The 13,162-nt window shown below is 37.1% G+C and carries 9 protein-coding genes, 3 tRNA genes and 1 pseudogene; 2 read left to right on the top strand and 11 right to left on the bottom strand.

The window, feature by feature from the left end:
* The 3 genes and pseudogenes from ACFINI_RS01395 to ACFINI_RS01405 form a co-directional block, all read right to left on the bottom strand.
* Positions 1 to 76 (bottom strand): annotated as a pseudogene (locus tag ACFINI_RS01395) (elongation factor Tu); the annotation flags it as partial.
* A 181-nt stretch (positions 77 to 257) separates the two neighbouring features.
* Positions 258 to 331 (bottom strand) — tRNA-Gly (locus ACFINI_RS01400).
* Positions 332 to 362: 31 nt separating this feature from the next.
* Positions 363 to 446 (bottom strand) — tRNA-Tyr (locus ACFINI_RS01405).
* 205 nt (positions 447 to 651) lie between these two features.
* Between ACFINI_RS01405 and ACFINI_RS01410 the strand changes: the two genes are divergently transcribed.
* Positions 652 to 1,482, top strand: a complete 831-nt coding sequence (locus ACFINI_RS01410) for a TrmH family RNA methyltransferase (protein ID WP_375620776.1) — start codon at positions 652 to 654, stop codon at positions 1,480 to 1,482.
* Here the strand turns inward: ACFINI_RS01410 and ACFINI_RS01415 are convergent.
* The 6 genes from ACFINI_RS01415 to ACFINI_RS01440 all read right to left on the bottom strand — a co-directional run bounded on the left by ACFINI_RS01415 (position 1,479) and on the right by ACFINI_RS01440 (position 7,457).
* Positions 1,479 to 2,210, bottom strand: coding sequence for a rhomboid family intramembrane serine protease (locus ACFINI_RS01415; RefSeq protein ID WP_375620775.1), 732 nt, complete (start codon positions 2,208 to 2,210; stop codon positions 1,479 to 1,481). The two genes, ACFINI_RS01410 and ACFINI_RS01415, sit on opposite strands and share 4 nt — an antisense overlap.
* An 876-nt stretch (positions 2,211 to 3,086) precedes the next feature.
* Positions 3,087 to 3,512, bottom strand: a complete 426-nt coding sequence (locus tag ACFINI_RS01420; protein ID WP_375620815.1) for a DUF2155 domain-containing protein — start codon at positions 3,510 to 3,512, stop codon at positions 3,087 to 3,089.
* Between the two features lie 89 nt (positions 3,513 to 3,601).
* On the bottom strand, positions 3,602 to 4,000 hold the full coding sequence (locus tag ACFINI_RS01425; protein WP_375620774.1) for an NADH:ubiquinone oxidoreductase subunit NDUFA12: 399 nt from the start codon (positions 3,998 to 4,000) through the stop codon (positions 3,602 to 3,604).
* A 181-nt stretch (positions 4,001 to 4,181) separates the two neighbouring features.
* Complete coding sequence (gene gatB / locus ACFINI_RS01430) at positions 4,182 to 5,681, bottom strand: Asp-tRNA(Asn)/Glu-tRNA(Gln) amidotransferase subunit GatB (RefSeq protein ID WP_375620773.1); 1,500 nt, start codon at positions 5,679 to 5,681, stop codon at positions 4,182 to 4,184.
* A 130-nt stretch (positions 5,682 to 5,811) separates the two neighbouring features.
* Positions 5,812 to 7,239: a trigger factor gene (gene tig, locus ACFINI_RS01435; protein WP_375620772.1), complete on the bottom strand. Its 1,428-nt coding sequence runs from the start codon at positions 7,237 to 7,239 to the stop codon at positions 5,812 to 5,814.
* A gap of 135 nt (positions 7,240 to 7,374) precedes the next feature.
* Positions 7,375 to 7,457 (bottom strand) — tRNA-Leu (locus ACFINI_RS01440).
* A 134-nt stretch (positions 7,458 to 7,591) separates the two neighbouring features.
* Between ACFINI_RS01440 and trmFO the strand changes: the two genes are divergently transcribed.
* A complete protein-coding gene (gene trmFO / locus ACFINI_RS01445; protein ID WP_375645457.1) occupies positions 7,592 to 9,004 on the top strand; it encodes a methylenetetrahydrofolate--tRNA-(uracil(54)-C(5))-methyltransferase (FADH(2)-oxidizing) TrmFO in 1,413 nt (470 codons plus the stop codon).
* 1,059 nt (positions 9,005 to 10,063) lie between these two features.
* On the opposite strand, the gene ACFINI_RS01450 is transcribed toward trmFO, so the two are convergent.
* Both ACFINI_RS01450 and lon read right to left on the bottom strand, forming a co-directional pair.
* Complete coding sequence (locus ACFINI_RS01450; protein WP_375611283.1) at positions 10,064 to 10,342, bottom strand: HU family DNA-binding protein; 279 nt, start codon at positions 10,340 to 10,342, stop codon at positions 10,064 to 10,066.
* A 229-nt stretch (positions 10,343 to 10,571) separates the two neighbouring features.
* Positions 10,572 to 12,998: an endopeptidase La gene (lon, locus tag ACFINI_RS01455; protein ID WP_375645458.1), complete on the bottom strand. Its 2,427-nt coding sequence runs from the start codon at positions 12,996 to 12,998 to the stop codon at positions 10,572 to 10,574.
* Positions 12,999 to 13,162 lie beyond the last annotated feature (164 nt).

Below are 13,162 nucleotides of genomic sequence, written 5' to 3' on the forward strand. Positions count from 1 at the left end.
TCTTCCCATGATCAACGTGACCAATCGTACCAATATTAACATGCGGTTTTGTTCGTTCAAACTTGCTCTTCGCCATTGCTATTAATCTCTTGTTTTATTCCCTATTTTTATTAGCACCTAGGGACAATTCTGCAAAACTTAAGTCTGACCAGACTGTAAACAGCCCAATCACCACAACTCTTAGACGGAAAACCCCACCAAATCTATAAATGGAATATCCTCCATCATACCTATTTGCCCAATCACCAACAACCACTTGGAGCGGGTAGCGGGAATCGAACCCGCATATTCAGCTTGGAAGGCTGCTGCTCTACCATTGAGCTATACCCGCATGACCCACGTACTAACTCTCCTTCGATGAATGGTGGAGGGGGTTGGATTCGAACCAACGTAGCATACGCAACGGATTTACAGTCCGCCCCCTTTAACCACTCGGGCACCCCTCCATTACACCGATAAAGTCGCGCAATGAGACATCACGACAACCATCTTGAATACCCATTCAATTCAATCTGATTGCGAAGTGGTTATGACGATTACTATTGTATCTGTCAACAGAATAAATACAATTCTGTACAAATTTCCTGCTCATAATTTTAAATCATAGATTTTTTCTCTCTATTTTTCTTATTAACACGTTATAAAGAAGCTATGAAAGAAAAAACATCACAAAATTCTCATTATGCTCGTTTGCGTCGCCGATATCGCGATACAAAAGGCTCTCCTTCTCGATCTTTTACACACCCAAAGAAGAAAGCTGCTTCTTTACAGCAAGAGATCATCCATCTTTATGGCATTCATTCTGTTCAGGCTGCTTTAGAAAACCCAAAAAGAATTTTAAAATGTCTTTACGTTACACAAAATGCCTTAAAACGATTAAATATATCCGAATCAGATTATCCTTGCTCTGTTATATTATGCACCCCCAAATATCTTGATTCGCTCGTTGGAAGTGAGGCTGTTCATCAAGGTATTGTTTTGGAAACTCTCCCCCTCAAACCATGCAAACTGTCGGAACTAACCAATACTGATCTGGTCATTGTCATGGATCAAATTACCGATCCACATAATGTTGGCGCTATTATGCGCTCTGCAGTTGCATTGAAAGCTAAAGCACTTATTACAACTTGCCGTCACTCTCCCCACGAAAGCGGTGTTCTTGCGAAAGCGGCATCTGGAGCTCTGGAGATGATTCATTATATTACCGTACGAAACCTTGCTGAAGCTCTTCAAGAACTTCATCAAACAGGTTTTACAAGCTTTGGTCTCGATTCAGAAGGTGACCAACCTCTAGAAACAGCATTAACAGGGAATAAAATTGCTCTTGTTTTAGGAGCAGAAGGTAAAGGTTTACGTAAAAAAACACGCGAAACCGTTTGCGCTTTAACACGCCTTGACATGCCTGGAAATATTAAATCATTAAATGTTTCAAATGCAGCAACAATAGCTCTTTATGTGGCACATCAATATCTTAGATTCTAGTTTTTAATTTTTTGTGAAACATCAAAAAAACCAACCAACAAAAAACCCGCAAAAAACCCGCCAATATGAGCTTCCCATGCTATTGAGATGCCATTTTCTTCAAACAAAATAGAAGAAATACCTATGATCAAATCAGTCGTCAGCCATACACTCATATAAACAAGAACCCCCTTAGAACACAGAGCTTTTTTGACAGATAATAAAGGTCCTAAAAGTTTTTCGTTCTGCGCATTGACAGCTAGATTACCACTAGGAAAACCGTAACGTGCAATAGCACCCATCATTCCAGATACGGCACCTGACGCCCCAATAAGTGATATGGTACTTTCTTGATGAAATGTAAAATAAGTCAAAACAGAAATAACTGCCGTTAACACCCAAAAAATTAAAAAACGTAAAACACCAAAATGCCTTGCTAAAGGAGAGCCGAAAACCAAAAGCCAAACCATATTAAGAGCAACATGTTTAAAACTACTATGCATAAATGAATAACTCACCATGGTATAACAAAATGCTACAGGATCCCTCTTAAACAATGCTGGTATAAATGAAAAAAGCTCAAGACTTTCAACATAAACATGATGAGAAAAAAAATACTGAGAAATGCAATAAAGACAAAAACAAAATGCTATCAAAACAACTATAATAAATGGAACATTCAATAAGGGTTCTTTAGGTTGTTTTGGCAATCGGGAAACATCATTATGTTGGTGACTAGAAACTTTCATTGTATAAAATCTCGTATTTTTTAGAAAATGGGTTATTCTTTTATACAAAATAAATATACCATTCCCAGTGATGCAGAATCTTTTCAACGCCTCTTCGAAGCCCCTTTTTAAATTTTCAATAGCTCTATATGAAAACACGTGTATTTTATACAAAAGATTTTAAAAAGCATGGATATCAAGAATATGATTTACAAACTTAGTGGTATCCTACTTACTTAAATGTGAAGTTACCATGCAATATACAAGAACTTACGAATAGACAAACTCACTTATGAGGTGGTGTATAATAAAAATATATAAACATTATTTTCTTACTAGAAATATATTGATTATTGCATTTTTTAACCAAGCTATACTTCGATTGATAAACTTTAAAGAATCTTAAATCTCAATTTTTCCATTAATATGGCCTGCATTGCTTCTATGCTTTGAACGAAAAACGACATCTCTATGAGAAAAATACCAATACAGTGTTCTCTAGATATAATAATTAGTGTTTCATGATGAATTACTTACTTGATAATCTGTTTCCCTCATACATGCAAAAGCGTCAGTTCATCTCTTTAACAAATATAAACAAGCCTTTCATTTCAACCTTTAACAGATATAATTCAAGAACTGTCTCTTATGAAACACTGAAAAAATATGTTGATTCTAATAATGCATCTTTGAATTTAAACAGTTCATGACGGAATTTTTTATTCCTTTTTTAGACAGTCTTATTGACACATCCGACACTTGTAACGCGCAAGAGAATAATTTGGATTATTCAATATAAAAAAAATTAAATGAGGTAATCATAGGAATTTGCTATTAAGTTGTAAAATGATAAAGGACCATTATAAATCAATGTATTATAAATAGATAACACACTAATTATTGAAGAGAACGATCTTGAGAATTCTGCTTGCAATCCTTTAACCACACATCATAAATAGGATGCTCAACAGCGTTCAAACCAGGACTATCTGCAAACATCCATCCTGTAAAAATACGCCGTATTTTTTTATCTAATGTTACTTCATTGACTTCAACAAAACCAGTTGTACGCGTGGGTTCATCTTTAGAGCTCGTATAACACGCACGTGGTGTTACCTGTAATGCGCCGTACTGATAAATTTTACCAAGAGTAACTTCAAAACGTGTGGTCCGTCCCGTGATTTTGTCAAGACCTGCAAAAACAGCAATTCCATTGCTAATACGCTCAGCCCGCACCCCATTATTTAAGGATAAAAACACTAAAATTTCCATAAAAAAAATATAAAAAAAATGCCTCGCCCCTAACAATAAAAAAAATCTCATCATATCAAAATCAATCGCACCTTAAAAAATAATTCTTTTCATAACATAGAGTCAAATAAGACAAAAATACACACGCACATTAAAACATGTTATTTTTTAGGTGACCACGCATCATAATCTTCATGCACACAAGAACGCTCTCCATTGGAGGTTATAGCTCCCTTTGGTCGATAGCCCTCACTTGTTCCTGTCATATTTGCAACATGAGGCTTTTCCCATTCATAAGGATGATAATCCTCTTGTGTTGGTGGACACTCACAGCGATGATGAATCCAGCCATGCCAACCTGGTGGAATAGTAGAGGCCTCAGAATAGTCTTTATAGATAACCCAACGGTGCGGATAACCATCCTTATGAAGTCCTCCTTCATAATATATATTTCCAAATTGATCTTCCCCTATCCGCTTACCTTTGCGCCATGTGAAAAAACGCGTACCAATGGTATTGCCATTCCACCATGTGAAGATTTGCTTAAAAAAACGAACCATCTGCTATTCCATTCATTTAGTGCGCTCATGAAATTAATCGTTGGAATAAAATTATTAACGATTGAAATTATCGAAAAAGTTACTAGTAAATTCAACTACAATTCCAATTGATAGGTTAACGTGCTATCCTTTAATTTCAAGAAGATATCATATGTATGGCTTCTTCTCCACCCCATAAAATTTAATCTATGCCAAGTTTCATCTTAACCAATTCATTAACAGCTTGGGGATTTGCCTTACCACCTGTTACTTTCATTACCTGTCCAACAAACCAACCAGCTAAAGCAGGTTTGTGCTTTGCTTGCGCAACTTTATCAGAATTATTGGCAACGATCTCATCAACAGCTCTTTCAATAGCCTTTGTATCCGTTACCTGCTTCATATTTCGTTCTTCTACAATTTGGCGTGCATCTCCCCCCTCATTCCAAATAATCTCAAAAAGATCTTTGGCAATTTTTCCAGAAATAACTCCTTCTTTTATAAGATCAATAATGCTTCCCAATTGATTTGGCGATACTGGTGACTCTTCAATCTCACGATTATCTTTATTTAAAGCCCCTAAAAGGTCGTTAATCACCCAATTGGCAACTATTTTTCCATCACGCCCACGTGCTACTTCTTCAAAATAATCAGCAATAGCCTTTTCTGTCACAAGAATGGAAGCATCATACACTGTCAATCCCATTTCCTTAACAAAACGTGCTTTTATAGCGTCAGGCAATTCTGGTAAGTCCGCTGCCAAAGCATCCACAAATGCTTGATCAAATTCTAATGGTAAAAGATCAGGATCAGGAAAATAACGATAGTCATGCGCTTCTTCCTTTGAGCGCATAGAGCGCGTTTCACCTTTAGCGGCATCAAAAAGCCGAGTCTCTTGATCTATGACGCCTCCATCTTCTAAAATTGCGATCTGACGACGCGCTTCATATTCAATTGCTTGACCAATAAAGCGAATAGAATTAACGTTTTTAATTTCACAGCGCGTTCCAAAACCTTCACCAGGACGACGAACAGATACATTGACATCTGCACGCATAGAACCTTCATCCATATTGCCATCGCAAGTGCCCAAATAACGAACAATCGTACGCAATTTTGTCATATAGGCTTTAGCTTCATCTGATGAGCGCATATCAGGCTTGGAAACAATTTCCATAAGAGCAACACCAGAACGATTAAGATCTACAAAAGACATCGTTGGATGTTGATCGTGCATCGATTTTCCAGCATCCTGTTCAAGGTGCAACCTCTCAATTCCCACTTCAATATCCTCAAATTGGCCATTTGAATCTGGACCAACAGATATAATAATCTTTCCCTCTCCTACAATGGGATAGCGAAATTGAGAAATCTGATACCCCTGCGGTAAATCTGGATAAAAATAGTTTTTGCGATCAAAAACAGATTTTAAATTAATATGCGCCTTTAATCCTAACCCCGTTCGAACCGCTTGACGAACACATTCTTGATTAAGAACAGGCAACATACCTGGCATGGCTGCATCAATAAGTGATACATGATTGTTCGGCTCTGCACCAAATTTGGTTGATGCTCCTGAAAAAAGTTTCGAATTTGATATGATTTGCGCATGAACTTCCATGCCAATGATGACTTCCCAATCACCTGTAACTCCAGAAATAAAACGCTTAGAATCAGGAGTACGCGTATCAATGATGCTCATTGCCAATCCACTACCAATATTTTAAAATTCACTCATGGCTTATCTAAAACCATTCTCTCAGTGCAATCCTAGGATATAAATCTTACAACACAAGCCCGATTTTATCGGGCTTGTGTTGTTTGCATAAATATTAAGCTTTTTTAGGAGCCTTTTTCTTAGCTGGTTTTTTCTCTGTAGACGTTTCTTTCACTGCAGACTTTTTCTTTGCCGGCTTTTCTTCAGGGACATCTAATTCGTCATATTCTTTCATCAACTCTTCAACCGTCACTTCTTTATCTGTGACTTTTATCTGTGCTAATAAATGATCAATGACCTTTTCTTCAAAAATCGGAGCACGTAGATTTTCAACAGCTTCCGGAGTCTTACGGAAAAAATCCATAATCTCTTTCTCTTGTCCTGGATATTGGCGAACCTGATCAAAAACTGCTGCTTTTAGCTCATCCTCACTAACTTTAACACCAACCTTCATTCCAATTTCAGAAAGCACCAAACCAAGACGAACACGACGCTGCGCAAGGACACGATATTCCTCACGTGCCTTTTCTTCTGTAATACCTTCATCTTCAAAACTGCGCCCAGCCTTTTTCAAATCATCATTAACCTGAGCCCATATATTGTTAAACTCAACCTCTAAAAGTTCTTCAGGAATCTCAAAATTATAATCAGCATCTAAAGCATCAAGAATTTGACGCTTAACTTTTTGACGTGTCACTGAACCATATTGGCTTTCAATCTGCCCACGAACGACCTCACGTAAGCGATCTAGAGACTCTAAACCAACTTTTTGCGCTGCTTCATCATCAATTTTTAATTCATCTGGTTTAAAGACAGCTTTGACAGTAATGTCAAACTCTGCTTCCCGTCCCGCCAAATGTGCCGCACTGTAATTATCAGGAAATTTAACAAAAATCGTTTTTACATCCCCAGCTTTCACACCAACCAATTGCTCTTCAAAACCAGGAATAAATTGTTTTGACCCAAGAATCAGTTGTGCATCACTATCTGCCCCACCTTCAAATGGAACGCCTTCAAGCTTACCTTGATAATCTATGGTAATGCGATCACCTTCTTCAGAATTCCCCTCTTTTAGAGAATAATTACGCGTAGAAGAAAGGACGCGATTGACTTGATCATCAATATCCTGTTCAGGAATAATTGCAATTTCACGGATAACCGTAATATGTTCAAAATCTTTAATGTCAATTTTTGGTAAAACTTCATACTTTAAACTAAAAGTAAAATCAGCTTTGCCATCTAGAATTTTTTCATCTTCATCTATATCAATTTTTGGCTGCATCGCTGCACGTTCATTGCGGTCCGCTAAAATAGAACGGGGTGCATCACTGAGTATCTCATTGAGAATCTCCGCCATAAAGGATTTACCATACATTTTTCGCAAATGCCCACTAGGCACTTTACCGGGACGAAAACCATTAAGCTTGATTTTTCCCTTGGTATCATCCAATCGTTCATTCAACTTTTCTTCTAAATCTTTCGCTGGAACCACGATCTTAATTTCGCGCTTCAGTCCTTCATTAAGCGTCTCGGTAACCTGCATTAAACACCTTCATTTTTCTAAGGAGAGGGATCAACCCACTCTAATAATCATTACATTCTAACACTTCGAGTGTTACATTTACCATGAAGCGGAATTTCAGACACGTAGAAATCCGTAGCACTTAAGGGATTGCTTTGGTGCGGATGGAGGGACTCGAACCCCCACGGTCTCCCGCCAGAACCTAAATCTGGTGCGTCTACCAATTTCGCCACATCCGCTCAAACTTACAAGCTAATAACCTTATACAAGCGGCGTTTCTATACCATTAATTACAGAAAAAAAGCAAACAAATATATTAAAAAAAACAAAATCTATGCTTTTCATACATAACTGCTTACGCTAAAAGTCAATTATGTTAAAGACATTTGATATCCCAATTCATATCATCGGTGGCGGTCTTGCGGGGTGTGAAGCAAGCTGGCAAATCGCTCAGTCAGGAATTTCTGTTGTTTTGCATGAAATGCGACCCGAAAAAAAATCAGATGCCCATAAAACCGATAAATTGGCAGAACTGGTTTGTTCAAATTCGTTTCGTTGCGATGATTCATTAACAAATGCCGTAGGGCTTTTACATGCTGAAATGCGATTAGCAAAATCGTTAATTATGAAAGCTGCTGATACCAACAAAGTTCCCGCAGGTAGTGCTCTTGCTGTTGACCGTGATGGATTTTCAAAAACCGTTACGACAGCACTTGAAAACCACCCTCTTATAACAATCAAACGTGAAGAAGTTCAAGAAATTCCTAAAGCTTGGAAACATGTTGTCATTGCAACAGGCCCCCTTACATCGCCTGCACTTGCTCAAAAATTACAAGCAATAACCGGTATAAAAGCTCTTTCTTTTTTTGATGCAATTGCACCTATTATCCATACCGACAGTATTGATATCAACATTTGTTGGTATCAGTCTCGCTATGATAAAATTGGTCCTGAGGGAACAGGAAAAGACTATCTTAATTGTCCCCTCAACAAAGAACAATATGAAACATTCGTTGAAGCGTTAAAAAATGCTGAAAAAACAGAGTTTCGTGACTTTGAAAAAACGCCCTATTTTGATGGATGCCTCCCCATTGAAATTATGGCTGAGCGCGGACTTGAAACGTTAAGACATGGTCCTATGAAACCTATGGGCTTAACTAATGCCCATAACCCTACAGTTAAACCCTATGCTGTCGTTCAATTACGCCAAGATAATAAACTTGGAACGCTTTATAATATGGTCGGCTTTCAGACAAAATTGAAATATGGTGAACAAATTCGCATTTTTAGAATGATTCCCGGTCTTGAAAAAGCAGAGTTTGCGCGTCTTGGTGGTCTTCACCGCAATACCTACCTCAACTCGCCAATTATTCTTGATCAAACCCTTCGTTTAAAACAAAAAAAACAACTACGCTTTGCAGGGCAAATTACCGGATGTGAAGGTTATGTAGAATCAGCGGCAATAGGGCTTCTTGCTGGACGTTTTGCTGCTGCCGAATATCATCATATTTCCCCTTGCCTACCCCCACAAACTACAGCATTCGGAGCCCTTTTGAATCATATTACGGGGGGACACATCATAGATGAAAAAGCAGAAACACAATCTTTTCAGCCAATGAATATCAATTTCGGACTCTTTCCGCCTATTGCTTCTATTAAACATTCAGGAAAACGCTTACCAAGTAAAGAAAAAAAATTAGTAAAAAAACAAGCCATAACAGCGAGAGCTCTCAATGATTGTACTCAGTGGTTAGCAAATAAAGAATCAAAGAGCTCCTGTTTATAAAAAACACACGATTCGCCTCTCTCCTACTGAATAGATCTTTATAACTCTCGTGAAAAAATCATTCTAAAGCCTTTTAAAGACTGTCTCCCCCAATCAATAAATACTACCCTACGTTTCATCATTTATTCAATTATGTAGATGCTGTAAAATAACTTTTGGCTATAAAAAAACTTTACCACTATCAATAATTTAATATGATTTAATGACTAAAAACAAAATAATTATATAAATATATTATGAATAATCAAAATAAATAAATGGAAATAAACAAGTAATACTATACTATCTTTATTAATAGTTTTTATATTACGTAATGTATATTATTTTATAAGAGTAATTTTTCTGTTTTTTAACTTCCTCCCTCAAAATTTGTGATGTTCTCTCATTTTAACGCTTGTATGATGAAGGAAAAATACTCGCTTGCATATCACAAGTGAAATAAAGATATGGAAAAAATATTTGTAGGATAGAGCTGGAGCTATCTCTCCCCTCTCAAATGCCAAGAAAAATCCCAATATTAAAAACCAAATCTGAATATCAAAAGATTTTTTTATTTCAGGATCTTATAATAAATCAATAAAATTATCCTCTTGGTGCGTCACAAGAAAGGTTGGCGTATAAGAGTAAAAGAATAAAACTATCCCTTATGCACTCGTCTCAGATATCTGGGGCTAGTCGCAACATTATAGGAACTGAGAAAATAGATAGCAAGGCGGCACCAACATGCACTTTTATTAAGCGTAAATGGTGATATATAATAACTTTTATGGACTTTACAGAGTTTTCCGCCTCATGTTATTTACGGATCTTGTTTTGAAATAAATACCGTAACACTTCAGCGTAATAAAAGTTAATAATTACATTTTATAAGCCATACCCGCGCTCAATTAATACAGTGCAATATTTCATTGAAAATGACTAAAAACAATATATTTCCAGCAATACATGAAAATAAAAAATATCGCAAGGATCTCAAAGTTTTATGTGAAAAACAAGCATAACACATGTGTTAAAAAAACCCGCTTATAAATAAATCGGGTTTTTTTAATGTAGCTTAAATTATTTTTTATTAACTGCTTCTTTAAGGCTTTTTCCTGCAGAAAATTTGGGTACAGAACGTGCTGGAATATCGATTTCAGCACCAGTTGAAGGATTACGCCCCTTTGTTGCAGCACGATGAGAAACTTCAAAAGTGCCAAAACCTGGAAGACGAACATCCCCCCCTGAAGCCAAAGCTTCTGTTACAGAAGCCATAAAAGCATCAACAACAGCACCAGCTTGCGCTTTCGAAACACCTGCCTTTTCAGCAACGGAGCTAACGAATTCACTTTTATTCATAAAATATTTCCTTTCCCTATATTACCTGAACATGACTTAATCATGTTATTGGTCAGTTTATTGAAAAGTACAGCAAACAGAAGTCTTATTTTTATCCAAAACATTGTTTTTTTAGCAATAATCACAGTTATTCACGGAATTTTTCACTTTTTCCAACAAAAAACAGAATAATAACCTCAACAACACCTTCTACCACCTAAAAAATGCCGTTATAAATGAGATAAGTGAATCAGTGCGCAATCTGTATTCCTTCACTATCACTGCTCTCTGACCGGATTGGCACAGCACCTGTAGAGGGTTCTTTCCATTCAATAGTGTCTGGAAAACGAACCAAAGCGTGTTTCAAAACTTCACTCACATGATTTACCGGAATAATTTCCATATTATTTTTGACATCATCAGGAATATCAACCAAATCTTTTGCATTTTCTTCAGGAATAAGTACTTTTTTTATCCCTCCTCGAAGAGCTGCTAAGAGTTTTTCTTTTAATCCACCAATGGGTAAAACGCGTCCACGTAAAGTAATTTCACCAGTCATTGCAATATCTTTATGCACAGCTACTCCTGTAAGGACCGAAACAATTGCTGTCACCATTGCAATCCCAGCCGATGGGCCATCTTTTGGTGTCGCACCCTCTGGAACATGAACATGGATATCGCGTTTTTCAAAAAGTGGAGGTTCAATACCAAAATCAACAGCACGAGAACGTACATAAGATGCTGCCGCTGAAATGGACTCTTTCATAATATCACGTAAATTTCCAGTTACAGTCATCTTCCCTTTGCCGGGCATCATAACTCCTTCAATGGTCAATAACTCTCCACCGACTTCTGTCCACGCAAGACCTGTTACAACACCAACTTGATTTTCTCCTTCAATCTGATTGTAATGATAACGTTTAACACCCAAGAAATCATGAATATTACTTTCTGTAACTTTTACAGATTTTTGATGTGTTTTGAGAATTTTTGTAACGGATTTGCGGGAAATTTTCATGAGTTCACGTTCAAGGTTACGAACGCCTGCCTCACGTGTATAAAACTGAATAATTGACCTTAGTGCTCCATCAGAAATACTGAGTTCTTTTTTAGACAAACAGTGATCTTTTAGTGCCTTTGGTAAAAGATGCTGTTTAACAATTTCCATTTTCTCACATTCAGTATAACCAGCGATACGAATAATTTCCATACGATCCATTAACGGACCTGGAATATTAAGCGTATTGGCAGTTGTGATAAACATGACATCAGAAAGATCATATTCAACTTCCAAATAGTGATCAATGAATGTACCATTTTGTTCAGGATCAAGAACTTCTAATAAAGCGGATGAAGGATCGCCACGAAAATCTTGGCCCATTTTATCAATTTCATCAAGCAAGAAAAGCGGATTAGATTTTTTTGCTTTTTTCATAGACTGGATAATTTTTCCAGGCATCGAGCCAATATATGTTCGGCGATGTCCACGAATTTCTGCTTCATCTCGGACACCTCCCAATGAGATACGAACATACTCACGTCCCGTTGCCTTTGCAATAGAGCGCGCTAATGATGTTTTCCCTACACCTGGAGGACCTAACAAACAAATAATGGGACCTTTTATCTTTGACGCGCGACTTTGTACGGCCAAATATTCAATAATTCGCTCCTTAACTTTTTCAAGACCAAAATGTTCATTATTCATGACCTTTTCAGCAAAATCTAAATTGTTTTTAATCTTAGATTTTTTACCCCAAGGCATTGCTAATAACCAATCAAGATAGTTACGTACAACTGTCGCTTCTGCAGACATCGGAGACATATTCCGTAATTTCCTCAATTCTGCTCCAGCTTTTTCCTGCGCTTCCTTGGATAGTTTTGTATTCTTGATACGCTCTTCTAATTCAGAGAGTTCATCTCGGCTATCATCACCTGCTCCTAACTCTTTTTGGATAGCCTTCATCTGCTCATTGAGATAATATTCTCGTTGGTTTTTTTCCATTTGCCTTTTAACATGCGAACGAATACGTTTTTCAACCTGCAAAACAGAAATTTCTCCTTCCATGAAGGACAAAACACGTTCAAGACGGGCCCGCACAGGTAAGAGCTCTAATATTTCCTGTTTTTCTGCAAGTTTAATCATCAAATGAGAAGCAATCGTATCGGCAAGCTTAGAAGGATTATCAAGCTGGCCAATCGCATTCACAACTTCAGGAGAGATTTTTTTATTAAGCTTTACATAGTTTTCAAAATAAGTAATCACTGACCTTGAAAGAGCTTCAATCTCAACATCACTCTCTCTAGGTTCTTCTGTAACAGTTGCAAAAGCCTGATGATAACCTTCACTTAAAGCAAATTGACTAATTTTTGCACGTGCAGTTCCTTCAACCAAAACCTTTACAGTACCATCAGGAAGCTTTAAAAGTTGAAGAATATTAGCAAATGTACCAATATGATAAATATCCTCTGATTTTGGATCGTCATCAGAAGCATTTTTTTGTGTCACCAATAGTATTTGCTTATCAACCGCCATCGTTTCTTCAAGAGCACGAATTGATTTTTCGCGGCCCACAAAAAGTGGAACAATCATATGGGGGAAGACAACAATATCACGAAGAGGTAAAACAGCATAAACCCCATCTCTTACTTCATCTATCTTTTCATCAATATATTGCATAACTCTCCTTTCTGGAGCCTATGAGCTATCTACAACAATCAGCCCACCTTTAGAAAACCTCAGCTCTTCACTGTACATGAAGTGGTAATTACTCATAGATAAATCAAGCATTATAATGATATTATTAGAAACACCCATCAAATACCATTCATTACCACCTTTTA

This window comes from Bartonella sp. AA56HLJMS, from assembly GCF_042197145.1.
GTDB lineage: Bacteria > Pseudomonadota > Alphaproteobacteria > Rhizobiales > Rhizobiaceae > Bartonella.